Origin of the sequence: Sinorhizobium garamanticum (assembly GCF_029892065.1) — a bacterium.
GTDB classification, from domain to species: Bacteria; Pseudomonadota; Alphaproteobacteria; order Rhizobiales; family Rhizobiaceae; genus Sinorhizobium; species Sinorhizobium garamanticum.
Genome location: NZ_CP120373.1, coordinates 2,951,991 through 2,976,255, shown reverse-complemented (window position 1 = coordinate 2,976,255; position 24,265 = coordinate 2,951,991). Strand labels below are relative to the sequence as shown.

The 24,265-nt window shown below is 62.4% G+C and carries 23 protein-coding genes and 2 tRNA genes; 8 read left to right on the top strand and 17 right to left on the bottom strand.

Annotation, left to right across the window (positions count from 1 at the left end; all coding sequences use genetic code 11):
* Positions 1–35: 35 nt before the first annotated feature.
* Entirely contained in the window at positions 36–695 is a 660-nt protein-coding gene (locus PZN02_RS13895) for a DUF2278 family protein (protein WP_280658554.1), read from the bottom strand.
* Positions 696–1,148: 453 nt separating this feature from the next.
* Between PZN02_RS13895 and PZN02_RS13890 the strand changes: the two genes are divergently transcribed.
* Positions 1,149–1,961 (top strand): polysaccharide pyruvyl transferase family protein, encoded by an 813-nt coding sequence (locus PZN02_RS13890; protein ID WP_280658553.1) that lies wholly within the window; start codon positions 1,149–1,151, stop codon positions 1,959–1,961.
* A 983-nt stretch (positions 1,962–2,944) separates the two neighbouring features.
* Here the strand turns inward: PZN02_RS13890 and PZN02_RS13885 are convergent.
* A complete protein-coding gene (locus PZN02_RS13885) occupies positions 2,945–3,250 on the bottom strand; it encodes a hypothetical protein (RefSeq protein WP_280658552.1) in 306 nt (101 codons plus the stop codon).
* 84 nt (positions 3,251–3,334) lie between these two features.
* Here PZN02_RS13885 and PZN02_RS13880 point away from each other — a divergent pair.
* From PZN02_RS13880 to PZN02_RS13870, 3 genes are all read left to right on the top strand, one after another.
* Positions 3,335–3,405: transfer RNA gene (locus PZN02_RS13880), tRNA-Met, on the top strand.
* A 129-nt stretch (positions 3,406–3,534) separates the two neighbouring features.
* Complete coding sequence (locus PZN02_RS13875) at positions 3,535–4,002, top strand: putative metallopeptidase (RefSeq protein WP_280658551.1); 468 nt, start codon at positions 3,535–3,537, stop codon at positions 4,000–4,002.
* A gap of 110 nt (positions 4,003–4,112) precedes the next feature.
* Complete coding sequence (locus PZN02_RS13870; protein WP_280658550.1) at positions 4,113–4,460, top strand: DUF2280 domain-containing protein; 348 nt, start codon at positions 4,113–4,115, stop codon at positions 4,458–4,460.
* Here the strand turns inward: PZN02_RS13870 and PZN02_RS13865 are convergent.
* The 4 genes from PZN02_RS13865 to PZN02_RS13850 form a co-directional block, all read right to left on the bottom strand.
* Positions 4,457–5,434 (bottom strand): glycosyltransferase family 2 protein, encoded by a 978-nt coding sequence (locus PZN02_RS13865; RefSeq protein ID WP_280661494.1) that lies wholly within the window; start codon positions 5,432–5,434, stop codon positions 4,457–4,459. The two genes, PZN02_RS13870 and PZN02_RS13865, sit on opposite strands and share 4 nt — an antisense overlap.
* Positions 5,435–5,609: 175 nt before the next feature.
* Positions 5,610–6,380 carry a Stf0 family sulfotransferase gene (locus PZN02_RS13860; protein ID WP_280658549.1) on the bottom strand — a complete coding sequence of 257 codons (771 nt, stop codon included), beginning with the start codon at positions 6,378–6,380 and terminating at the stop codon, positions 5,610–5,612.
* Positions 6,381–6,803: 423 nt separating this feature from the next.
* Entirely contained in the window at positions 6,804–7,931 is a 1,128-nt protein-coding gene (locus tag PZN02_RS13855; RefSeq protein ID WP_280658548.1) for a GSCFA domain-containing protein, read from the bottom strand.
* Between the two features lie 180 nt (positions 7,932–8,111).
* Positions 8,112–8,468 (bottom strand): hypothetical protein, encoded by a 357-nt coding sequence (locus tag PZN02_RS13850; RefSeq protein WP_280658547.1) that lies wholly within the window; start codon positions 8,466–8,468, stop codon positions 8,112–8,114.
* 364 nt (positions 8,469–8,832) lie between these two features.
* Here PZN02_RS13850 and PZN02_RS13845 point away from each other — a divergent pair, with 364 nt between their 5' ends.
* A complete protein-coding gene (locus tag PZN02_RS13845) occupies positions 8,833–10,044 on the top strand; it encodes a glycosyltransferase family 87 protein (RefSeq protein WP_280658546.1) in 1,212 nt (403 codons plus the stop codon).
* A 194-nt stretch (positions 10,045–10,238) separates the two neighbouring features.
* Here the strand turns inward: PZN02_RS13845 and PZN02_RS13840 are convergent, their stop codons facing one another.
* Together PZN02_RS13840 and PZN02_RS13835 are read right to left on the bottom strand one after the other, a co-directional pair.
* Positions 10,239–10,403, bottom strand: a complete 165-nt coding sequence (locus PZN02_RS13840; RefSeq protein WP_280658545.1) for a hypothetical protein — start codon at positions 10,401–10,403, stop codon at positions 10,239–10,241.
* Between the two features lie 495 nt (positions 10,404–10,898).
* Positions 10,899–10,974, bottom strand: a tRNA-Lys gene (locus tag PZN02_RS13835).
* Between the two features lie 250 nt (positions 10,975–11,224).
* Here PZN02_RS13835 and PZN02_RS13830 point away from each other — a divergent pair.
* The gene (locus tag PZN02_RS13830; protein WP_280661493.1) at positions 11,225–11,638 is read left to right on the top strand and encodes an OsmC family protein; all 414 of its coding nucleotides are present in this window, start codon (positions 11,225–11,227) and stop codon (positions 11,636–11,638) included.
* A 367-nt stretch (positions 11,639–12,005) separates the two neighbouring features.
* Here the strand turns inward: PZN02_RS13830 and PZN02_RS13825 are convergent, their stop codons facing one another.
* From PZN02_RS13825 to PZN02_RS13815, 3 genes are all read right to left on the bottom strand, one after another.
* Positions 12,006–12,809 carry an endonuclease/exonuclease/phosphatase family protein gene (locus PZN02_RS13825; protein ID WP_280661492.1) on the bottom strand — a complete coding sequence of 268 codons (804 nt, stop codon included), beginning with the start codon at positions 12,807–12,809 and terminating at the stop codon, positions 12,006–12,008.
* Positions 12,810–12,867: 58 nt separating this feature from the next.
* Entirely contained in the window at positions 12,868–13,779 is a 912-nt protein-coding gene (locus PZN02_RS13820; RefSeq protein ID WP_280658544.1) for a PhzF family phenazine biosynthesis protein, read from the bottom strand.
* 287 nt (positions 13,780–14,066) lie between these two features.
* Positions 14,067–15,623 (bottom strand): FAD-dependent monooxygenase, encoded by a 1,557-nt coding sequence (locus PZN02_RS13815; protein WP_280658543.1) that lies wholly within the window; start codon positions 15,621–15,623, stop codon positions 14,067–14,069.
* Positions 15,624–15,808: 185 nt separating this feature from the next.
* On the opposite strand from PZN02_RS13815, the gene PZN02_RS13810 reads away from it, so the two are divergent.
* A complete protein-coding gene (locus PZN02_RS13810) occupies positions 15,809–16,630 on the top strand; it encodes a nickel-binding protein (protein WP_280661490.1) in 822 nt (273 codons plus the stop codon).
* A gap of 116 nt (positions 16,631–16,746) precedes the next feature.
* Here PZN02_RS13810 and PZN02_RS13805 read toward each other — a convergent pair whose 3' ends face one another.
* The 5 genes from PZN02_RS13805 to PZN02_RS13785 all read right to left on the bottom strand — a co-directional run bounded on the left by PZN02_RS13805 (position 16,747) and on the right by PZN02_RS13785 (position 22,635).
* Positions 16,747–18,678: a DUF3604 domain-containing protein gene (locus PZN02_RS13805; protein ID WP_280658542.1), complete on the bottom strand. Its 1,932-nt coding sequence runs from the start codon at positions 18,676–18,678 to the stop codon at positions 16,747–16,749.
* A gap of 44 nt (positions 18,679–18,722) precedes the next feature.
* A complete protein-coding gene (locus PZN02_RS13800; RefSeq protein WP_280658541.1) occupies positions 18,723–19,472 on the bottom strand; it encodes a hypothetical protein in 750 nt (249 codons plus the stop codon).
* Between the two features lie 17 nt (positions 19,473–19,489).
* Positions 19,490–20,488 (bottom strand): HupE/UreJ family protein, encoded by a 999-nt coding sequence (locus PZN02_RS13795; RefSeq protein ID WP_425336244.1) that lies wholly within the window; start codon positions 20,486–20,488, stop codon positions 19,490–19,492.
* Complete coding sequence (locus tag PZN02_RS13790) at positions 20,485–21,393, bottom strand: peptidyl-prolyl cis-trans isomerase (protein WP_280658540.1); 909 nt, start codon at positions 21,391–21,393, stop codon at positions 20,485–20,487. Before PZN02_RS13790 ends, PZN02_RS13795 begins: the two co-directional genes overlap by 4 nt.
* A gap of 327 nt (positions 21,394–21,720) precedes the next feature.
* Positions 21,721–22,635, bottom strand: a complete 915-nt coding sequence (locus PZN02_RS13785) for a LysR family transcriptional regulator (protein WP_280658539.1) — start codon at positions 22,633–22,635, stop codon at positions 21,721–21,723.
* Between the two features lie 102 nt (positions 22,636–22,737).
* On the opposite strand from PZN02_RS13785, the gene PZN02_RS13780 reads away from it, so the two are divergent.
* Positions 22,738–23,727, top strand: a complete 990-nt coding sequence (locus PZN02_RS13780) for a zinc-dependent alcohol dehydrogenase family protein (protein WP_280658538.1) — start codon at positions 22,738–22,740, stop codon at positions 23,725–23,727.
* 17 nt (positions 23,728–23,744) lie between these two features.
* On the opposite strand, the gene PZN02_RS13775 is transcribed toward PZN02_RS13780, so the two are convergent.
* Positions 23,745–24,173 (bottom strand): GFA family protein, encoded by a 429-nt coding sequence (locus PZN02_RS13775; protein WP_280658537.1) that lies wholly within the window; start codon positions 24,171–24,173, stop codon positions 23,745–23,747.
* Positions 24,174–24,265 lie beyond the last annotated feature (92 nt).

Below are 24,265 nucleotides of genomic sequence, written 5' to 3'. Positions count from 1 at the left end.
AATCCCTAGGAAACATGCAGCGGTCGCAGGCCCCGTCAAGCCGGCCGGCCAAGCGCATCGGTGCGGTAGGACTGCGTCTTGAACTTGTTGAGGAAGGCGGTGAACGTTCCCGAGGTGCTCTCGATGATCGTCGCCCCGTCCTGCCAGATGCCGTTCTCGGCGGCGAAAGGCGATGTCAACGGGTCGCCCTGGTTCTGGTGGATGTTGTGGACGCCGAGGCCGACATTGAAGGGCTCGCCGAAGACGAAGCAGCGCGCCGCATTGGTCAGCACGCCTTCGAGATCGGTCAGCGCCTGGATGCCGAGCCCTTGGTTCCACGGCGGGTTCCAGCGGATGAATTCAAGAAGGCGGGAAAGGCAGCTGTTATAGCGGACGAAGCGGATACCGAGCGGCGGGTGCAGCACGGGCGAGCGGATATAGTCGAGCGCGCCGGAGTTGTCGTTCGTGGCAAGCGCGTGCCAGCCGTTGGAAAGCTGGCTGAACTGGCTCATCGCACCGGCGGCAAGTGCAACCACGCGCCACTCGATGCCGTTCGGCATTTTCTTCGGGTCGACGTCGATCGCGCAGTGGTAAGGCCCCTGTGGCGTGCCGACGATCAGGTTGCCGTGGTAGTAGCGCCCGAAATCGTCGGGGTCGTCGCGAAAATAATCGAGCTTCGTCCCGATCACGAGCCCATAGCCATCCTGCAACGGCATGTCGCGCCCTCCCCCGGCTGGAGCTTGCGTCTGAGGCGGTTTTTCCGCCCGTACCCGGCTCCAGCTTGTTCGATCCATGCGCGATGCCGAGTGCAGCGCCTGATCGCAGCAAGCGTACCATGGGTTGTGAGCTTTCGGTAGCATCGTGCCGCCGAGTGCAACTCTCCGGCTGGCCTTCCTCTCAAATCAAAATTCCGGTATTCACCGCTTAATTAGCATTCCGAAATGTACCGCTGCGTGATTACTGAGCCCATTTAAGGACAGAATCATGCGGCAATGCGCAGTGCTGCGGCGAGCCTTGCGTGTCTGAAGACACGAGGTGCTGCAGGTCCGGGTTGATGATTACAGGAGCGCGTGGCGCGATCGACGCGACGTTCGCAAGCGGTCGAGAATCGTGTTTCCCGATGCCCCTAATAAGTGGGCCTAATGAGTAGGCCTCGTAGGAGTTCGCGCGTGCGCAAAGTGAAAGTCTTCTCCGCCACCGTCGGCGAGAGCTTCGGCAAGACCACCGAGAACTTCGGCGACAACCTGATGGCCGATATCCTCCAGGATCTGTTGTCCGTCGAGCCGGTCTATGTTGCACCCGCACGTGCGGAACTCATCGGCGTCGGCAGCATCATCGACGCCTATTATCGATACAGCCGCAAGAAATACGCCTTCTGGCGCAAGCGTCCCTGGCGGACGCTGCACGTTTGGGGTTCCGGCTTCATGGACAGCGGAACGCCGGCGCTCTGGCCGCAGCGCCTCGTCTTTGACGCGGTTCGCGGCGAATTGTCGAAGGCAAGGGTCGCTCCCAACCGCGACATTGCGCTCGGCGATCCGGCGATCCTGCTGCCGCTGATCTGGCCCAAGAAGACTACGGCGACGTCGGAGGTCGTGGTCATCCCGCATTTCGTCACCTACCAGACCTTTCTCGAACGCTACGGAACCTCCCTGCCCAGGCACTGGAGGGTTCTCAACCTTCTCGGTGACCCGCAGAAGATTTGCGAGGCGATCTCCGCCAGCGAACTGGTGATATCCAGCAGTCTCCACGGCCTCATCGTCGCCGATGCCTATGGAGTGCCCTCGATCTGGATGGAGCCCCACGGCAAGATAAAGGGCGACGGCTTCAAGTTTGCGGATTACTTCAGCTTCCGCGGCGCGCCCCTCCCCGGTCCCGTCGATTTCGATAGCCTGCTGACGACTGGCGGAGTGGCTGGCAACGCGCCAGCCGTTCCATCGGCGGAGACGACCGATCGCGTGTTGCGGTCCTTTCCATTCCGTTGATCCCATGCGGTTGAGTCAGAGCCGGAAAGGATGACCCCGCGCTTGCGGTTGCTGCTGCCGCACAGTGGATCGACGTGGCAAAGCGCATCCTCCTCGCGAGTTGGGGATACCGCGTCAAGTCATTCACGGCGCGCCGTGGCTGGATCCGTGTGGCAGGCGCAGGGATGACGGAGCGTGTTGTCATAGCGGAGCCAAGAAATGGCCGTGAGTGTTCACGGTCGCGGTTCGCGCTTGGGTGTCAGCCGAAACGTGATCGTTGGGATCGCATTTCGAGATCGCGCGTTTTTCCCGGAGAAACAACGGTCTAGGAGTACCAGGCCCAAAAAGCCCGCACGGGCTCCGAGGAAGGTCGGAAACGCGCAAGCTGTACACGCGGCACGCGGGAGAACCAATCCCGGTCACAGACTACGATGTGAAGCGTTTGCCATATGCCAAGCATCTGGAGGATTTGCTCCCCGGCGAATGCAAGTGGCCCCTCAACAACGGCGGCCCTTACCTTTTCTGCGCTGCCAGGGCTGCCGGGAAATACTGCCAACACCACCAATCCAGATCCTTATCAAGCTATCGGACCAAGAAGCAGAGGTGATCATGCCGGCTGATGGATGCGCAGCGTCAACCCAGACGAACGAGGGACAAGCATGAGAAGATCACGTTGGTATGCGATCAGCGTAGCGCCGGCTATCAGCGAATGGCGGCCGACGATCGCCTACCGGAAAGCCGTCGAATGGAGTCGATCATCGAGCGGAACTGCCGCAAGGACGGCTTCGACATCTGCGCTGAAATCGCGAGGAAGATCAAGTCCGGCAAGCGCCACCAGGTTCCAGCCTAGAACAGCGCGACCACCGATGACCGCCGTCTGTCGCAATGATCCACTCATTTCCGCGGGCGAGATGAATGGACGAGTATGGATCTTCCTCGTCAGTTCGTTTCGGCCCGCCGCTTTCCTGCTACTTGTTTACCTTCGCACTCCAAGGCCGAGGCCGTTACTTGGTCGGCTTCACGAGCGAGACGACCCGCGGCTTAGATGGCGCGTCTAGCCATTCGATCCACTTGTCTCTTTCCTCGATCGTGTCGAAGAACCTCCAGAGCTTATACTCTTCTTCGGTGGTCTCCAGCATCTCGCCGACAGACACGAGCTCTAGAGGCAGCGTCACCTCATTGCCGTCGAAGCGAACGAAATAGAGCCCTTCGGCAGCAAGACGGATCACTTGACCCGTGGCGTAACTTCCATCGGTGTCATCGACCGTGAAGTACATGCCGGTCAACGTCTCGAAAATTTTGTTGCTCATCGGATTCGCATGCCAGCTTCAAAAAGATGCAGGGGTATGAAAGGTTTACGCAACCGTCGTGCAAAGGCAAGGCAATTAGATGAAGCTAGGCAGGGCAACTGGTAAGCCGCGTGCCTCATAAGCACGAAGGACCGGGTTCGATTCCCGGGCCTGCAACCAATTGCGGGGGAGGTTTATAGAAACAGAGGCATCAATCGATGCCTTGGCCTTCCGAATACCGCTTGATGAAATCCATGCCTTTGTCCGTCACCCAATAGGTGAACGACATGGGGAAGGACTTCTGGATGGTAGATCTTTCGAGGCCGCAGCCGTCGGAAAGTATGTTCGGCGTGGACGGCTCGCCCTTCAAACCTGCTCTGGACATGCCGGAATGGGTAGAGGCAACGTTCCTCGACTCATCCTCTCCGCTCCACAACCCGGAGCACACGCACAGATCGATCGGGCGCCCGATCTTCGCCATCCGCGGACATGACGCGGAAGAGTTTGTCGGCGTGGTTCGTCGCTATGGCGCAGATGCCGCCGCTGTCCGTGCCATGGTCGACGCAGCCAACCAGAAACCCGAGATCGCAAGAGTGCAGATCGCACATGCATGCGACACCTGCCAACTTAGGGTCGCCTTGTCCCGATCACTCGCCATCGCGGACTCGCTGCCGGTAACGCTCTCGGTCCTCTTCGGTTGCTCCCGTCGAGAGGTCTTGCCCCGTTTCAATCCGGTGCGCGATGGGCTGCCATGGCCGCCCCGGGTTTTCTAGCTCCCAGAGCCTCTTTGCGCGGCGCTCTATTTCACGGTCCTCCACTTGTGCCTCCATCATCATTGCACGCGACCGCAAAGAGCATACCTTGATGGAGCCTTTATAGAGAGATGGCCGATCCGAAATATTCAGATGAGGTCAAAACCTACGTCGCGCAGGCGCTCGCTTATTTCGATAGTCCGGCGGTCGTCGCAGAAGCAGTCAAGGCCGAGTTTGACGTCGCCATCAGCTCTCAAGCGGTATGGGGGATACGATCCCAACCAAACGGGCAGGGCAAAAGCTCTCGCGGTTATTCCGGGCCACCGGCGCTTACCCATGTGCACCTCATTCCTGTGCCTGTCACAGGAATCCAGCCGCGCCGCGTCGGCGGCGCGAGAAGGCGCAAACTTTATCGCCGGTGCAGATGGAGATGCGCCCGCTCCGGCTGCTCGTCGCGCCGCATTGCACACCTGTCTTAGTCCGACGTGAACGAAATCGGCGCGATGAAACCCAGTTCGCGCAATTGCTTCGAGCCGGAAAACCGCACGGAGTCCGGGCTCTGGAAGTCGAACTCGCCGGATTTCTGCAAATCGTCCAGCATCTTGCGATAGGCAGCGGCGCCGGCGAAATATTGTCCGTCCGTCACCGCGTGCTCGATCTTCTCCTTGTAGTCGGAGAAGAACTTGAAGTGCAGCAACACGCCGGAGATCGCCAGAAAATTCCGCTCGCAGGGAAGCGGCTGGTGGATGCTGACCCCCAGGCTGCAATCCTTGTCCCAGAAGATCAGCGGATATTTCATGAGTTCAAGCACGTGCGCGAACTTGCGCTTGCGCGGCCCGCCGGTGATGCTGATCGCCCGCTTGGTGTAGGTGATCTCGTAGCCGGTGCCGTCGAAGTGGTCGGCGATCTCCCAGGGCATCCGCGCATCGGTTCCGTCGAGCGTCGCCGAACCGAGCGGGCCGACCGGGTACATGTCGAGCATGGGGGCCGCGAGGCGCTTTTCGCCGCGTGCTTCCAGCGCCCGGATCAGATTGCGGACCGGCTGGCGCTCGCAATCGTCGTAGATCAGGAATTCGTCCGAATCGACGTTGAGATACCAACGGTCCTTGCCGTAGCGCTCGAACAACGTCTGGCGCCATTCGCGCCCGCGCCGGGCGTCGCGGTAGCGCAACGGCGAGCTCCAGACATCCACGTCCGGCTGCGAGCGCAGATACTCGCGCGTACCATCGGACGAAACGTCGTCAATGCAGATGAAGCGCGAAACGCCGAGCCTTCTGTAGTGGGCGAGAAAGGACGGCATCAGCTTGAGGTCGTTGTGGGTGTTGAAGACGACCGGAATGTCGTCCCGGCCGAGCGGCCGCGCACCACCCTCGTTCAGGCACGACATTTCGATCGCGCGCTTGTGCTTGCGCTCGCGCGCGGCCAGTTTGAAGGATTCGTACCGGGTGATGATCCGGTCGAAAAGGCTTCGCTGACCCCGCCCGTTCTCATGGTCGAAAAGACGAAAGGGGTAGTGAAGATCCTTCAAAATCCGCTCCAGGTGCCGCTGCGATAGCTGCGTTTATCGGGATCATCACCGGAATTCAACTCGGCCGACCGCGGCGACGGACTTCCGCACCGCTCGTTCCCTAAAACGCGAACGGGTAACGCGGCTTGAGCTTCCCGGACGCCAGTTTCGCGAAGTTGCGCAACTTGCCGGGAATGTGTTCGCGGCGGTCGTAAGCCCGGAGCAGATCCCCCGAGCGGCAGTCTTCGTTGAAGCGCGCGATCCATTCCTCCGTCAGGCCGTCGCGCTGAACGGCCATCCTCGTTTCGGTCTTGGCCGGGGCGCAAACGCCAAGGTGTTCCGCGATATGCGCGATGAAAGGGTACGGGTCGCCGGCAAGATCCTCGTAGGTGAATTCGATGAACGGCGCACCCAGGAGCTCCAGGTAGCTCTGCCAGAAATTGTAGCTTTCCCGGATATAGAAGAAGCAACGGGCGATCTGTTCGAAGTCGTAGCGCGGCTCCGCCTTTGCTCCGTGGTGGGCGGCGAAAGCCCGCGTCTGGCGCGCCCGCGCGAAGGAAATCGCCTGCCTCAGCGTATCCCTGCGCCGAAGGAAGATCAGCGCCGTCTCGTGCTCGGACAGGCAATGGCGGATGAAGTCCCGACCGTAGCGCTCGTTCGTTACGAAAATCTGGTTCGGAAAGATCTTCATGCCGAACGCCCCGTTTGCGGTCGAGCATTTCCTGATGATTTCCCCGAAGAAGGCGTCGAAAGGCAGGGCCCTGGTGTCAAGGCGATGGGCCTTCGGAGCCAGCCACTCGGCCGGCAATCCCATTTCGCCGGAATGACCGAGGAGCGTGCTTAGCCAGCTGGAGCCGCTTCTTGCTTCGGAGAGGATCAAATATCCGCGCATCAGGTTCCTTTCGTTGTGTTTCACTGAAGCTGAAACGCGCGGCTAGTCGTCAATATGGGCAATTTTCTGCCGCCCCGGCCCGATCCTTTTGAGAAAGCGGGTGCGCGATTGTTGATCGACGCAAATATGCAACAGCGTATGGGCGGCGCTCCCTCGGGACGACGACAGGACCGGGTATGCCGCAACGCACGCACCAAGCGATATGGTCCCGGTTCGGGACGTGATTACTCTCTCGCAACGCCGACGCCCCATCGCGCGTTGTTACTCTCCCGATTCAGTGCTATATTTAGCCGTTCGATCGAGGGTGCCGGCACCCCTTCGGTAGATCGTTCGCCTAGAGCGCGCTTGGCCCAAACAAGCGCGCTTTCGCATTTGTGGCGACAGCTAAGCAGAGCCCGTCGCCCGAGCGCAGCGCGCCGCTCTTTAGCGCGACTTCTTGTTCGACGCGGCCTTCTTCCGACCGACAAGGCGCCGGACGATCGCACGGAACCTCGAGCCGAACCTTGCCTGTGAAAAAAGCGCATGCCCGTCCAGAGTATTGGCCGATTGCAGCCGGGCGGCCTTCAGCATCTTTTCGGCCTCATCGATCGTGAGGTCGGTGTTGCAATAGGTCGCCTGAAACAAATTCATGACCGCGGGCACGATCATGTTCTGCAAGTGCCTGCCATCTTCGACGAAACGGTTCGGAAACGCCTCGTTCACGATCTCGTAGGCGGGGAAATAATAAAGGCGGCCCGCCCATTCATCGCCGCTCTCGCGGATCGTCTCGTCGACGGCGGCCCGAATGATCGCCTTGGATGCCGAGTTGGCCGTCAGGCAGGCGATCGGCCGGAATGTAGCGACGAGAGGAATCGGCGAGACGGTGACGACGATCTTCGCCCGAGGCACGTGTTTGCCGATCAGGTCGATGATCTCCTGGATGCAGGCCTTCGTCTCGCCAAAGGTGCAAACGCGGAACTTGTGCCGGCCCGGATCGTAGTGCTTCATCGGAACGGCACGCCAGAAAACGCCGCCGGTCAGCTCATCGTACCAGATTTCCGACAGGCCAAACGTCAAAATGAAGACGTCCGTCTTCAGGAACACGTCCCGGGTGCGGGTCCGGATCTCTTCCGTCAGGTCGAATTCTTCGGCCTTGTAGCCGTGCCAGAGGTTCGTCGGCGGCGCTATGCCTTCGAGCGCCCAGCGGAACTGTTGGACGATCGAGTGGACATTGACCAGGCCCTCGCCCATCGACGAAATGTAGATTTCGCGATCGCGGTTCTTGGATACATCGAATCCCAGCTTCGCAAGGTGCTTGCTGATGTTCTCGGCAAAGCATGAGCCGAAGGCGGTAACGTTCGTCGCGGGAGAAATGAACGGCTTGTCAGGCGTCCATCCCTTCAACAGGAATCGCGACGCAAAGTCGTCCTTCACGTGATCGGAGCCGTACGGATTGAAATTGCTGGCGCTGCCCCGGAAAAAGGATGACCCCATCTTCTTGGGAGCCTCACCCGCCGGGATAACGGAGACCGTCTCCTGGAAACCGGAATGGTCTATCGCCTTGATCGACATGATTGCCCCTTGCCACGTGGCCGCACGTGGAACTTATTAACGTGGCCTTTGTGAGACAACAGCCGCTGCTCTACTGCATGTTTCCTTAAGTCGTAGCCGATTTAAGCAACTCGGGGTGCTACAGCGTCCGATGCGCGTCTGATGAGACGCGCGGCGCTGTAGTGGCCGCTTCACTTTACCCTAACCACGGATAACCCAAGCCCCGAGCACAAGCAGGATAAGTGGCGGGCCCAGCAGCATCCCGCCGAAAAGCAAAGCCGTATTCTGCACCTGCCTGCCGGTTCGAAGTCTGCTCGCAATCTCATCTGGCACGACGATGTTCTCGCTTCCAGATGCAGCGGCCTTTTCCCTTAGGGACGCCACCTCTTTTTCGGCTTTCCAGCCGTCAGTGACCACTGCCCAGCCCTTGACGAAGACGGAGCCTCCATCCGTCACGTCTCGCCGCCGTCCTTCGACTTCCACGTAGACGACCAGTGTCAGCACCCAAAGCGCAGAGACGATCAACCACAGTCGAAAGAGGCCACGTACGATATTCATCTTGTGCCCTACCTCACGACCGAGGATAGCACAGCGGCGATTGGCGACCAGATCATTTCATTGTTTCATTGAAACAGTGAAATGATCTAACTCTTTGAAATAACGCAAGTCCGGACGGAAAACCGTTACACACTTTTCCTGGAATTGCTTTAGTCCGTTCGATTTTAAACCGCCACCCGTGCGTGCAACAAAACCCTGCGGCGCGTCGCGTTCGAATGGATTGGCGCACCTTAGGCCTGCTCTTGCGCGCGTCGTCGCAGATCGCTGCACAGGTCGAGCGGCGCAATGCCTCGCATGGCCCTCTTTCCGCTTTGTTCAACTTTAGATGGCAAGCTGCACCAGTCCGAGAACTGGATTGCAGACTATGACCGACAACCTTGCCAACCGTTCGATCCCGGCCGCTCGAACGCCGTTTCCCGCGGTGCTGGCTGTCACCGCCTGCCTAACCGCAACAGCCGCCTGGATCCTTCTCGCGATTAACGACACAGGCACAATCGAACTGGCTTGGTCGAACCGGGACTTCGCCAACTACTGGATCGCTGCGCGATTGGTATTCGAAGGTCGCGTCCACGATATTTTTGCGCCCCACGCGGTCTACTTCGCGCATATGCAGGCGGCATTCGGTTCCGATTATCCATGGCACGCCTGGAGCTACCCGCCGCACTATCTGCTTACAGTCCTGCCATTCGGGTGGCTGGGCTACAAGAACGCGATGGTGGCCTATCTGCTGGTGACGTTTCTTCTCCTTTGCGCTGCGATCCGGCTTATCGCACCGGCAGCGACGATCCGTCAGTTGCTCTGGCTGCTGCTGGCGATCCTGACAAATGCGGTGGCGACCCAGAATGGCTTCCTGACATCGACACTCCTTCTGGTGGGACTTGCCGGTCGCTTCGATCGTCCCGTGCTCGCGGGCATCTGTATCGGGTTGCTGACGATCAAACCGCAACTCGGACTATTGCTCCCGCTGCTGCTGCTCTATGAACGGCGATGGCTGGTGATCACGGTCGCGACTGCGACGGCTCTTGGCCTCGTGGCTGTCTCCATGGCGGCCTTCGGCTTTTCAAGCTGGCAGGGTTTCATGGAGAATGTCGTGCCCTACCAGACCGGCGTGATGCGAGGGGCAACCGGCATCTTCCTGCATATGATGCCATCCATGTTCGGCTCGCTCCGCAGCCTCGGATTTTCGTCCGACATAGCGCTGGCCGCACATGTTCCGGTCGCCGTCGCAGCGCTCATTTTGTGGCTTTACAGCCTCCCGCGGCTGCAGGGCGACGGGGCGCGTGCGGCAAGCACGATCTTTGCCACCTTCGTCATCACCCCTTACAGCCTTAGCTACGATCTGGTGATCCTTGCCGCAGTCGCCGCCCTCTGGCCACTTCCAGGTGGAAGGCCTGCGCGCATGCCGCTCAAGGCATTGCTCCTCGCCACTGCCGCCATACCGATATACATGCCCGTGCTGGGGCTGGCGGGCCTCCCCGGCACCCCACTCCTGATTCTGCTCACCTGGATACTTCTCCTCATCAACGAAGGCGCGCTCGCGCGGTTTATCCCCCGCCCCAGGTCCGCCGCAACGTAAGCGCGGCGCCGGCGATCAGGAGGCCCCGAAGGCACAACAGACGAGGCGCGGAACCTACAGCGCCGCGCGTCTTATCAGACGCGCAAAAGGACGCTGTAGCACGGGCGATCTGCGACAAACGCGCGGAGATGGTTCGGCATGATCCCGGGACGTCATTGTACCTCGTCGGCGACGGAAGAGACTCATATTATGCACTACTCCCTTCCGTCGCCGCCCCCCTCGTCCAACTCATGGACGGACAGAAAGCCATACTGCTCCAGCCACTCACGAAGGATGAGGCGGATTATCTCGTCTCGGGTCATCTGGAGTTCTTCGCAGGCCAGAGCGAGCGCCAGTTCAACGTCATCGTCGAAATTCATTGTCCCCTCCCTGCGCACTACAACCAGAGGGTTGAATGGTCTCACAGCACAGGTTGCAGTCAAGGATTACGGAGCGCGCTCAATGGGATAAGGCCAAATTGGGCTAAGACTTATGGCCCATTTCTTTATCGGACTAAAGTCCTACAGCGCCGCGTCTTATCAGACGCGCAAAGGACGCTGTAGCACTTTGAATTGCTGGATGTTTTTGTCCTTAACTCGGCTACGATTTAAGGGAACATGCAGTAGGCAGGAAAAAAGCCGGGACGCTCGGATTGTCCGGTCGCCGCGGCGGCGGCCACAATCGCCGAGTCCGCGATGGACGCCCGAGGAAGGCCTCCAGGCGGCAATCGAGGAACTGAAAGCCGCAGGCCGACCAAGCGAAAGACAAAAGACGGACGTGCTGCGGGTGGCCGGTCTCTGGTTACCCAGATGTTACCCGAAGGCCAATGCATTAAGATATTAGATGAAGAGGTTGCGGCAACATATTGAAAAGATTGGTGGGTGATCACGGGCTCGAACCGTGGACCCGCTGATTAAGAGTCAGCTGCTCTACCAACTGAGCTAATCACCCGTCCAGAACCGCGTCGCTGCGGTCTGGTGGGGCGTATAATGGCGTTCGCCCGGCTTGTCCAGCACCCTTTGCAAAATTTTTGGGAAATTTTTCAACGGCTCACAGCGTAGCGGTGGAGCCGGTGATGCGGGTGGCGTGGACGACGCCGTCTGCCCCTTTCCCCTCGTCGAGCGGCGCCGCGGCTGCGTAAAACCGCTCACGCTTATCCCCGTCCGGCTCTAAACTCCTCCTCTCGACAGGAGGAAAGATGATGGGTTCCATGACGGTTGAATTGCGCAATGTCGAAGGCACGGAGGCGGCGATCGGCTGGGCCAGCAGCCATACGGTCGTCGTCGATCGGCCGGAGGGCAAAGCGGGCGGCCGCGGGCTCGGCTTCAATGGCGCGCAGCTGCTGGCGCTGGCACTTGGCGGCTGCTTCTGCAACGATCTTCGTTACGCCGCGCACCAGATGGGCGCCGCCCTCGGCAAGATCGCCGTCAGCGTCACGATCGAGCTCGAAGGCGAGCCGCTGCTGACAACGGCGGCGGCCATGTCGGTCAGCTGCGAGACGCTCGACGGTTCCGATCCGCAGGCGATCATCGATCGCGCCAAGGCTATCTGCATGGTCGCCAACACGCTCAAAAAGGGCGTTCCGGTGGAGATCCGGTCGGCTGCCGCTGCGTGATCCCTGGATCGGAGCCGGGCTAAGGATGAAACCATGCAGCAATTCATAGGGTTGCATCAGTTGAGCCGTGATGCACGGCCGCCCCACGCTCCTCATTCCTGTGCTCGTCACAGGAATCCAGCGCGCCCAAGTCCTTGGCGCGAGAGAATCATGGACGTAACAGATGTGGAATCACAACTCTGGCAGCCCTGTGTTGGTGCGAGACGGAGTCATTCACGGCGCGGACGCGCCGTGGCTGGATTCCTGTGACAAGCACAAGAATGAGGGCCGGGCAGAACCTTGCCGTACCGCTACAGAGGAGACGCAGCACGCTGTTGTTATATATCGTGCGCGCCCGGAAAGGCACACGGCGCTGTCACCCGCCCGCCTACGCCACTTCGACGAGCAGCGCACGATGGTCGGAGACTTCCGGCTCTTCGACCACGTCGAAGCGGTTGACCTTCACCTCCGGCGTCACCAGCAGGTAATCGGCGAAGCGGTTCTCCTTTTCGTAATAGGAGGTCCGGGTATCCGTGAAGCCGCGTGACGTCACGAGATCGGTAAGCCCGAGCTTCCCCAGCACCTCGAAGGTCTCGCTTCCCGGCAGCACGTTGAAGTCGCCGCAGACGACCAGCCGCTCGTCGTCGCGCCGGACCCGCTCCACCAGATTTACCAGCGCCTCCGCCTGCGCCCGACGCGCCGGCGTGTCCTCTTTGCCGGCGATGTCGCGCAGGCCATGCATGTGGGCGATGGTGATGGTGAAGCCGTCCTCGTAGTTCATCAGCCGCAGGCAATGAGCGTTTCGTCCGCGCGGATGCGCGCCCCATCCGTCGGCCGAAAAGCCGCCGTGGACGAAGTCGAGCGCCTGGCCAATGACCGGCAACGACTTGCGCACGAAGGTCGCGAGCCCGAACTCGGAGAGAACCACATCCTCGCCGTCGAAGAGCTCTCCCCTCGCCGTCGGGCAGAAGAAGGCGTCATGCCCCGAAAGGACGGCGGCGATCTCGTCGAAGAGATTGGCGCGCTGCGGCAGTTCCAGCCCGCGGTCGCGATAGACCAGCCAGTCGGCGCGCGAGGCGGCCGTGCGCGTCATCTCCTGCAGGCAGAGCACATCCGGTTCGATCTCGGCGAGATAGCGGATCAGCGGCGCATGCACGCGGCCGCCCCACGCGTTCAGCGAAACTATGCGCAATGCCATGCCCTTTCTCCTCCGCGCACCGATGAGCACGCGCCTTGCTCTGAGATGAAGATCAGATCGCCAGCTCGCCGTCCGCAACCTTGACCGCATGGCCGCCGATGCGGGCGGTGGCGATCTTGCGACCGGCGATGTCGAGATGCAGGTGGATGAAGGACGGCCGCCCCATCTCCACCCCCTGCTCGATCAGGATCGGATGGTGCCCGTCGACCAGCTCGTCGAAGAGATTGATGGCGCCGGCAAGGGCGGCCACCGCGGAGCCGGTCGCCGGATCCTCCCTCATCTCGGGCTTGAACATGCGGGCGTGGAAGCGCGCCATGTGGTTGACGCCGCCGCGACAGTAGAGATAGGCGCCGGCGAGCCTGCCTTCGGCCATCGGCGCAAGCTGCTCCCAGCGTTGCGCGTCGAATTCCACCGCCGCCACCGCGCCGACGTCGTGCAGTGGCACCATGACGAAGGGCACTCCCGCGCTCCAGAACGAAATCACGTGGTTCTCGAAGCCGATCTGCGTTGCCTTCAGGCTCAGCGCGTCGGCAATCGCGTGCTTGTCGAAGCGCGCATCGAGCCGGATCGGCTTGCGCGGCAGGTCGAACTCGGCAAAGGTCGCCTCCCCCGGCTTCAGCCGCACCGCCGAACGCACCGGCCCCACCCGTTCCTCGAGCACCTGCATCAGGTCGAGCGGCTTGCCGTAATCGCCATGGTTGGCTTCAGCCAGCGCCACCGCGGCGCCGACGGTCGGATGGCCGGCAAAGGGCAGTTCATGCACCGGCGTGAAGATCTTCAGCCGCGCCGAATGGGCCGCACTTCCCGGCCGCTGCACGAACACCGTTTCGGAAAGATTGAATTCCTGGGCAATCGCCTGCATCGCCCCGTCGCTCAGGCCGTCGCCATCAAACACTACGGCGAGAGGATTACCCTCCAGACGCTTCTCGGTGAAGACGTCGTAGATCACGTAGCGCCGTGTCATTCATGCCCCCTCGCCGGTACGGCATATTTCCTCAAATCGGACCCGATTCAAGGAGAAAATCATGCAGAATTTCAAAATGCTATAGCAACCTGCGCCTCTTGGTTAGACGCGCTGGCACTGTCGCGTGTGGCTGTGGAGAACCGACCGGCCTTGCTAAGGAAATCACGTGCGTATCGATGTCGTGTCGCACACACGAAGTCATCCGCAGGCATCGCGGCGCTCCACCGAAGACCTTGCAATGCCAGCGCGCGGGCGGCAAGGCAAAAAGCACTGCGCGAGCAGGCGCCTCACTGCGGCTCACGCGTCGCCATGCCAATCTTGATTTCGAGCTCCGCGATATAGCCGAGCAACGTCACCGGGTCTTGCGTCTCCACCGCCACTGCCACGTGCCCGTCCGGGCGCACCAGATAGGCGGCGTCGCGGCTCAAGCCCGCCTCTCCGGCGGCCGGCGTCCAGGCAAAGGCGTGGATCGGGATCCCGGTCGGAGCCAGCGCGGCGCGAAACGCCGGGCTTGCCGCGCCGTAGACGTGGATCTGCCAGTCGAGCGAGGAAAGCGGCGCGAAATTGTCGCCCTCGCCGGCATCGGCGAGCCCGCTGACATAGGGCAGCCGATCGCCGCCGCGCATGCGTCCAGCCTCGCCTCGGCTGATGGCGCTCTCGCGGTAGGCAATGCCGATCTGCGACACGGTCCGAAACGCAAGCCGCGCGCCAGCTCTGTTCGCGACGAAGAGGGCGATCATCTTCGGCATGAGATAGCGGCGCCAGAAGCCGACGAGCATCGAGCGGCTGGTCATCACCCGGAATACCTGATCGGTGGTCTTGATCAGCCGCCGGGCAAACGCGATCCGCTCCGGCTCGTAACTGTCGAGCAGCCGCGCGTGCGCGCGCCCGCCGAGAACGGCGGCGAGCTTCCAGCCGAGGTTCACCGCGTCGCCGATGCCGGTGTTCATGCCCTGCCCGCCGGCCGGGCTGTGGATATGGCCGGCGTCACCGGCAATGAACACCCGGCCCACGCGAAAATGCTCGGCGACACGATGGTGGAGGCGATAGGTCGAGAACCAGTTGACCGCCTTGACCGTGACACCGGTGATCCGCTCGACCTCAGCCCGGATCGTCTCGAACTGGATCGTCTCCTCCGCCGCATGGCTGCCCGGCACGATGCCAATCAGCCGCACCGAGCCGGACTGGCGCACCGGCAGCACGATCGCGAAGCCGTGCGTGTCGAAGCAGACATTGAGGCCGTCGCGGGCGATGGTGCCCACCACCTCGACATCGGCGACGTAGAAGAACTGCTCGTAGGTGCCGCCCGGAAAGCCGAGCTTCAGGCCATGGCGCACCGTGCTGCTCGCGCCGTCCGCGCCACAGAGATAGGCGGCCCGGATTATCTCGTTGGTGCCGTCCTTCATGACGGTCGCCGTCACGCCCGCCGCATCCTGCTCGAAGCCGATGAGTTCGGCGCGCCGCTCGACCGAAACGCCGGCCTTCTCGAGATGGCCGATCAGGATGCGCTCGTGAATGTCCTGAGGCAGCGCAAAGGCGAAGGCATAGCGGCTGAGCCCGGCGCCGAAATCGCCAAGCTTCAAGGTCGCAGCGATCCCCGACGGCGTGCGTACGGCCAGCCGCTCGACACGAATGCCGGACGCCAGCACGTCGTCGCCGATGCCGAGCTGGCGGTAGAATTCAAGCGTGCGCGCCTGCACCGCGATCGCGCGCGAGGTCTCCCCCGGCGCGGACGCCTTGTCGATGATCCGGAGATCGACGCCGAGCCGCTTCAGCCACAGCGCCAGCACAAGCCCCGTCGGCCCGGCACCGACGATCAGAACCTCAGTCTCGGAAGTCTTCATCGAACCTCCCTTGCCTCCGAGGGCTGCCCCGAACAGAGGCCACTTTGAAATACTGCGTGGTTCTATACAGCCTCAGGTAACGATCCTCGCCGTGGCCGAGCGGCGCTCGGGACTTTAGCGATTGCTGAACAACGTGATCGCACATAAACTGCAAAGCGCGAGATGAGATAGTAGCGGGGGCGATGATGGCCATTTTCATGGACCGGCATGACCTCAAGGGGTACACAGCCGCCGATGTCGCCGAGGCGCATCGCAAGGATCTCGAAATCCAGGATCAGTACGGCGTAAAATTCCTCACCTACTGGTTCGACCAGCAGCGCGGCACCACTTTCTGCCTCATCGACGCCCCGGACAAGGAAACCGCCCAGTGCGTGCATCGCGAGGCGCATGGCCATGTTGCCGGCGAGATCGTCGAGGTTGCGCTTTCGGCGGTCGAGGCGTTTCTCGGTCGCATCCAGGACCCGGAGCCGCCCGCCGACCATCCGCAGGACGGTAAGGACTGCGGGCATCGCGCCATCATGTTCACCGATATCGTCGGCTCCACGGAAATGACGGCGCGCCTCGGCGACCGCATGGCCACCGAACTGGTCAGGGCACACGATTCGATCGTGCACAGGTGCCTCAACGAGTTTGGCGGGCGGGAGGTGAAGCACACCGGCGACGGGATCATGGCGTCCTTCGCGTCGACGAAGCACGCCGTTGATTGCGCAACCGCGATCCATCGGGATTTCCAACGCTACAACAGCGGAAGCGCCGAACCGATCCACGTCCGGATCGGCATCGATTGCGGAGAACCCGTCGAGGACAGCAATGATCTCTTCGGCACCACCGTACAACTCGCGGCCCGCCTGTGTTCTGCTGCCGCCTCGGATAAGACCCTTGTTTCCGAGAACGTCTACCGCGAGCACGGGAGCCCCGACGCCTTCAGTCCGACAAGACGTCGGCGGCTCAAAGGGTTTTCCCGGCCCGTTGCAGCATTCGAATGCGCCCCGGCGGGGTCCCGATAGCTCGCGAAACACGCAAGATCATCACGGCCTCCAAGGCCCTCCGTTTCTACGCCCGCTGTCCGCGAAATCTCTCCCGGGGCGGGGCCGCTGCTCGCGCCCGCCCTTTGGCTTGACCGTCACGGCGTGTACCAGATCGGCGATGTGTAGGCTCGCTCGGTGACCGTCATTGCGGTCCCCGGCAACGGCTTCACACCAAATCGCTGGCCGTCATAGGCGGTCCAGCGAGGCGTCGGGATCTCGATGACCCGGCCATAGTAGAAGGCGGGCTGCGTCGGATCGAATTCCGGGTCCTTCCAGACGGCTATGAGTTCGGGGGCGCCGATCGTATTGGTCCAGGTGGCATTCGCCTCGTCCACCGTGTTGCCGACCGAGGGAACCTTCCCGTCGCTGGCTGGTTGGCGATCCCCCGACCAGGCGACGTCATAGACCTTCTCGTGGAGGTTGCCATCCTTGTCGAGCCAGCCCTTGACGATCTGGTACCGGTCGAGATTGGCGCCGATCGGGTCCTTCAGCGCGGCGGCGAGGAAGGTGGGCGCCTTGCCGCCCGGCGCCCTACGGAGGTCGCCGCCCATCGGCACGCCCTTGCCGTACCCGATGCTCGCCGGCAGCCGGTCCTCGGCGTCGCGAGCCTCGAAATCCCATCCGCCGAAGAAGCGCACGATCATGCGCGGGCCGGTGGTGGCATAGGTTTCCTTGCGCTCCATGGCGTCCCACAGGGCTTCGCGCGTGTTCTCCCTCGCCCAGACGGCCGCATAGCCGGAGGCGGAAACCTCCCAGTCCATGACCTTCACGCCTGTCTTGGTATTGTCGACGAAGGCTTCCATCATGCGGCGAGGACTCGGCTCCTGCGGCACCGTCTTGCCGAAGAAATTGTCCTCCTCCATGGCGGCGAGCCCGTTATGCGCGTCGCTGCTGCCGATCAGGCCGAATTTATAGGGATTGGTGCCGAGTTCCTTTTCGAGCTTCAGCCCGTTCTTCAAGGCCGAGCGGGCATATTCGAATTCGAGCATCTCCTTCGTTTTCGCGACGCTGCCGTCGAGATTGCCCTTGTCCCAGATCTCGAAGGCGGCAAATTCGTCATTGGGCGACAGGAAGGGATGTGCCTCGCCGGTGCCCTTGGTCTGCGTCGTCTCATAAAGCCGCTCCCATTTCGCCCGCGTTTCCACGTATTCGCGATCGAGCTCCTTGCCGAAGGCCTCGACGACAGGGAACATCAATCCGCTGCTCAGATTACCGTTATGCGCGATTGCCAGCACATTGCCGCCGGTCTTCGTTTCGTAGGCCTGCATCCACTTCCACAACTCGACCGGATTGTCGCTGCCATAGGGCGGGTAGACCGTGAACGGCTCCACCTGGCTCGCCTTGTCGGCATTGTCCCGGAAGATGACGTTGCGGTGCAGGTTGTTGCCGTCGGTGTTCGATGTCCATTCAAAACCGATGAAGGCGGTGAAACGGCCCGGGTCGTTGAATTCCTCCGCCGCGTCGATCGTCGCCTTCCAGGCGCTGTGATAGGCCGCCGTTCCGGGGAAATACATGAGATCCTTCGGGAAGGTTGCGTGCGAGAACGCGACGATGATCGCTATCGCCGCGTCCGCCCCCTTGCCGGATTGGATCATGTCGTACCACTGACGGCCCGTCGGGTCGGCAAGCACCTCGGGCTTACCGGAGAAGAGGTCCGGGAAGAAGCCCATATTGTCCGAGTGGTCGGCGACGACGAGGAAATCGAGCGGGCGGGACAGTTTTACCGGCTGACCGGTCGACGACGTAACTTCGTCGCCCCGCGCGAAACGGTAGGCGTCACGCGGACCTATTCGGGCGCCGAAGGCGCCGGCATCCATCGAGAACGAAGTATGCAGGTGCGTGTCGCCGAAGAACGGCCGCGTCGGGAAGTCTCGCCCGACATAGGGCGAATAAGCCGGTGGCCGCCGTTGCGCGTCCTCGGCCTTCTTCTGGTCCAGCGTGCCGGTGTCCTGCGCGAAGGCTGGCAGCGCGACGGCCGACGCCAGCAGGGCCGCAAACCTTGCTCCGTGGCGTGATGTCCTGATCATGTTCCGTCCTCCCTCGGTTTGACTTGTCTCAAGATTGACTGGCTTCAATGATGTCCCGGCCCGCAGGCAAGCGCCCCGTCGGCCTCGAATGCCGTCGACGGAAGTGTCGGCCGCGCCGTGATCGACACGGATTGGAGATGCATCGCGGCTTCCATGCCCGCGACCGATTGGGCCGCGTGACCGCTCATGGCGGTGGATTTTATCGTGCCGGGTCTTGCGCTGCCGGCCGAGCGGAAGGCGCCGATGAACGCCGCCTTCTGGCTCTCGCTGCCATAAAGACGGATCAGGCCACGTTCGATCGCCTCGCCCGTCGCCAGCCGGCCCGCCGCCATCTCGCCGATCACCGCCTCGCCGGAAACCAGCACCAGATCGCTGGCCTCAGGACCGGTGACGTGGACCTCCGTTCGGAGCCCGACTCCGGCAGCCTCGTACCGTGTCCACAGCATCGGCTCGAGGAGAACGATCGAAAAAGAAAGGGCCGGCATCCTGTCGGTGCTTTCGCCAAGCGCCTCCCCGAACCGCCCCAGCGCCTCGGCCGTCCGGCGATATCGCGAACCGAAGAGGTCCGGAGCCGTATTGTTCACGGACGCGGGCAGGCGTTGCTCGGCTACTGCCGTCGAGATTGCGCCGAGCACGTGCAGCGCATCGGGATAAACCCAGTTCATCATGCCCCGCGCCATCGACACGTCGTCGTGATAGCCGCAGGCAAGGACGGCTGGCGAAGACGCGAGGATAAGACCCGCCGCGATGGAAAGCCGCGAAACCGCCTGCAGATGCTGCCAGTATCCACCCATTCCGACCTCCCGAGCGTTCATGGATTGGGAAACATCGCGATGCGCTGGATCGTCCAGAACATCGCGACACTGCCGATTGCATAGGCCGGGACGCGCGGCGCCCAGGCCGGTAAAACGAGCCGCAACCGCCGCGCGGCCGCCAGAAGCAAAAGGACGGCCGCGACGAAGACGAGTTGCCCCGCCTCGACCCCGAGATTGAAGAAGAACAGCGCCAGCGGGATATGACCCTGCGGCAGGCCGATCTCGCTCAGCGCCCCGGCAAAGCCGAAGCCGTGCAGCAATCCGAAACCGAATGCGACGATCCATGGCGCCCGCGCCGCCACGCCCACGCGGCCCCCGTCCCGATGCACGATCTCGGCGGCGACGAAGACGATCGAAAGCGCGATCACCGCCTCGACCGGCGCCTGCGGCGCATGGACGAAGCCGAGCGTCGCCAGCGCCAACGTGATCGAATGGGCAACGGTGAAGGCGGTGATGGTCTTGACCAGCATCCCCAGCTCACGCGTCAGGATCATGAGCGCCAGCACGAAGAGCAGATGGTCGATGCCGAACAGAATGTGCTCGACGCCGAGTTTCAGGTAGACCCACGCGACATCGAGCGCCGTGTCGGCGAGCGGGATCGCCGCCGCCGGCTCGCGCGGCGTCAGCCGCTGCGTCCAGGAGGTGCCGTCCAGGTACTCGACGCGCGCCAATACGTCCGTCATCGTCGCTTCGAGACCGTCGATCGAAAGCGTCTGGCCGCGCAGCGCCGGGGCGGCGAGCGTCCAGTGCTCGATCGCCGCGCCCGAAACCGTGCGGCTGACACGGACCGATTCATGCGTTTCACCGGAAAATGCCGGCTTGAGGCCAAGCCTCATCTCGCCTTGCATCGGCACCTTCCAGAGCACCGAAAATTCGCCCGGCCGCTCCTCCCTGAGTTCGAGATAGGCCGGCCGGACCTCGTGCGCGATGGCTGCCATCGGCAGGAGCCACGCGAACGCCAGACAGATCATTGCAAGGAAGGTCTTCCGGCTCATCGCGCCAGCCCCATATCTGTTGGCCGCACGTCTCCCGGCTCGACGTTTCCGGGCAGAGGGCCAACCAGGGCCTCGATGCGTTCGTCCGCCACGATGTCGTATTTACCGAAGAGCTCGGCGAAATACCGCTCTTGAACGAGGCGCCGCTGCTCATTGCGCCATCGATCCAGGACCTCGGCTTTCACGTCCTCGAAGGGAGGCACTTCACCGGGTGTCGCCTCGTAAACGCGAACGAGATGCAGCCCGTAGGCGGACTCGATCGGGCCGCTCCATTCACCCGAAGAAAGTGTGAAAACCGCGTCCGCGAACGCCTGCCCGAACTGCGCCGCCACCGCGTCCCGGTCGGCGTCGCGGATATCGCTTTCGATCAACAGCCGATCGCCCTCATCGGCCGCTAGCGCGTCGGACTCGGCAAGATTGACCAGCACCCGCCGTGCATCGGCCGCGGCATCTCTCCGCTTGCCGCGGTCGAAGAACACGTGCTCGAAGGAGATGCGCCCGGCACGGCTGAAACTCGCCTGATGGGCATCGTAGAACGCCCGCAACTCGCTTTCCTGAGGCTCGGCGACCCGCGCCGTATCCTCGATCAGGAAAGTCATTTTCTGCGCAAGCCGCCGGCGCACGACCGTATCGTCCCGGTCGAGACCGAGTTCGCGCGCCTCGCGCGCCAACAGCTCTTCCTTTAGAAGATCCAGAAGGAGCCCGCGCAGTTCCTCGCGAGAAGGCTCACGCTGCCATTGCCGCGCCCAGGTCTCGCCGACCCAGCGCAACTCCCCCTCGCCGATCTGGACCTCGTCCATCCCGGTCGCCTGTTCCGCGCCGCTGCCGCCGATCCAGGCATAGACGGCGAACAGCCCGGCGCCCGCCACCGCAAAATGCAGAAGTGGTTCCCTAAGCAGCTTCACGGCACTTCCCTCATTACCGGAGCGGGAATGTGTTCAAGCTCGGATGACGTTCAAATAGATCTCATCAATGCAGCATCGCGAATGCTGTCGCTTCTGTCAGAGCGTCCCTGAGTCAGAACCCATCACGATAGATCAATCGAATTCAAAGTGTTGCGGCGCTTCATGGTGCCGCTGCGCAAACGCACTATGCGGTGACGCGCCGGATACGCGCGAAAGTCTAATGAATTTCGTTCTCCACTATCGTTTATAGTGTACCGCAGCGCGCAAGCCAAGCACGCTTCTCCGATGAAATGAACAGCAGGCCGCGCTCGTCGACGTTCGCGCGCCTCAAATCATGAACTTGGGCAACCGAGCTGCCAGAGCATCGACGGCAAATCGGATCTTCAGCGGCAGATGCGGCGTCTGCAGCCACAGTGCATAATTGTCGAAGTGGAGCCCGGGTTGATCGGACAAGAGCGGCACGAGCGCCCCTGCCTCGATGCGTTCGCGGACGAGCCAGCCGGGAAGCCAGGCAAGCCCGAGGCCGGCGACGGCGGCGTCGGCGATCGCATCGAGATCGTCGAGCCGGAGGCGGTTGAGCGGCGTCACCTCTACCGGTGGCCCGTCGTCGCGCGGGAACAGCCAGGGGTGAACACGGCCCGACCGGCTGTAGATGATGCCGTGGTGCCCGCCGAGATCCTCGATCTGCCGTGGCCGGCCGCGCCTTTCGAGATAGGATGGCGTGCCGCAAACGACCATGTGATGGCGCGCGATGCGACGCACGATCGTCCCCGCCCGGTCCTGCAGATTGCCGCTGCTGGCGGCAAGGCTGCGGATCGCGAGGTCAAAGCCATCGCCCGCAAGGTCGGCGAAGTGATCGCTGAACGACAGATCGAGTTCGAGGGCCGGATATTGCTCGGCAAGCTCCAGGAGGATGGGGACGACACAGCGCCGGCCGAACAGCGCGGGCATCGTGACCCGGAGCCGTCCGCGCGGCTCGGAAAACTGATCCGCCGCCAGCGCATCCGCGGCCTCGGCTTCAGCCAGCACCACACGGCAGCGCTCATAATAGGCCCGCCCGAAGTCTGTCAGGCTCTGACGCCGCGTCGTGCGGTTGAGCAAGCGCACGCCGAGCCGCTCCTCAAGGAACCGCACATGCTTGCCGACCATCGGTCCGGACAGATCAAGCGCGCTTGCGGCGGCCGCGAACGAGCCGAGGTCGACGGCTTTGACGAAGACGGCCATGCTCGCAAGGCGATCCATATTCGAAACTCCTGGTTTCTTCTGTCTTGCTCCGAACGCAATTTATCCTCCGAAAATGCGGTGGCATAGCTCATTCAGTTCAATTGTTTTGGAGTTGTGCCGATGGTCCGTGTCGTCCGCTTTCATGAGCTCGGTGGTCCCGAGGTCCTGCGCATCGAGGACGTCGATGTTGCGGGGCCTGGTCCGGGTGAGGTCCAGATTCGCGTCAAGGCGCTCGGGCTCAACCGGGCCGAGGCGCTCATCCGCTCGGGCGCCTATATCGAGACGCCCCCCTTGCCCTCCGGTCTTGGCCTCGAGGCGGCGGGCATCATCGAAGCGGTCGGTGAAGGCGTGGAGGGCCTTGCGCCGGGCGACGCCGTCAGCGTCGTGCCGCCCCCGTCGATGGTGCGCTGGCCGGCCTATGGCGAGCTTGCCAGTTTTCCGGCAAGGCTTGTCGTCAAGCACCCGCCATCGCTGAGCTTCGAAGTGGCCGCCGCCGTCTGGATGCAATATCTCACCGCCTATGGTGCGCTGATCGACATTGCCCGACTGCATCCGGGAGACTTTGTCGCAATCACCGCCGCGTCGAGCAGCGTCGGACTCGCGGCGATCGAGATTGCCAACAGGCTGGGCGCGACCGCGATCGCCATCACGCGCACGTCCGCCAAGAAGCAGGCCCTCACCGAGTTCGGCGCCGCCCATGTCATCGCCTCCGCCGAGGAGGATCTCGGGGCGCGGCTGGCGGAGATCGCCGGCCCGGCGGGCGTGCGCGTGGTGTTCGATCCGGTCGGCGGCCCCGCCTTCGAGCCACTGACGGCCGCGATGTCACCGGGCGGCATCCTCATCGAATACGGCGGTTTAAGCCCCGAGCCCACGCCCTTCCCGCTGTTTGCCGTGCTCAGCAAGAGCCTGACGCTGCGCGGTTACCTCGTCCACGAAATCATCTCCGATCCGGAGCGGCTCGAGGCCGCCAAGGCCTTCATCCTCGACGGGCTGGCGGACGGATCGCTCCGGCCCGTGATCGCCAGGACCTTTCCCTTCGATGAGATCGTCGAGGCGCATCGTTTTCTGGAGTCAAACGAGCAATTCGGCAAGGTCGTCGTCACGGTGTGATCGCGCGGGGCCGCGCCTCAATCGTCGGGAAAGCATTCGTATTGCGGCAGGTCGTCGGTGATCTCATACCATTCCGCCTTCGATCCGACGAAGATATGCGCCGAGGGCCGGATCGCCGGCGCGTCGACGAGCGTGCCGAGCGTTACATGCGCATAGGCGCCCTCGCGCACGACGGAATAAAGCAGTGAGCCGCAGGCGGCACAGTGGACGTCATGCGCCTCACCCTCGTCGCCATAGACCAGGCGCGCGTCCTTGCCGCGAACGAGGCTGAGGTCGTCGCGCTTGACGCCCGCGAACGGCTTGAAGGCCGAACCGGTGGCGCGCCGGCAATTCGAGCAATGGCAGTTCATCGCATACTCGAACCGGTCCGCCACCCGGTATTCGACCGCCCCGCACAGACATTTGCCGGTCAGCATCCTGGCGGTACCGGAACTCGCGTCAGCCATGGCCTCCTCCTGTCTTTGGGCCGCAAGCTACATGACAGTGCACCGCATCTGCAACCGCTCACACCGACCGAGAGCCCGTGCTGCGCAGCTAT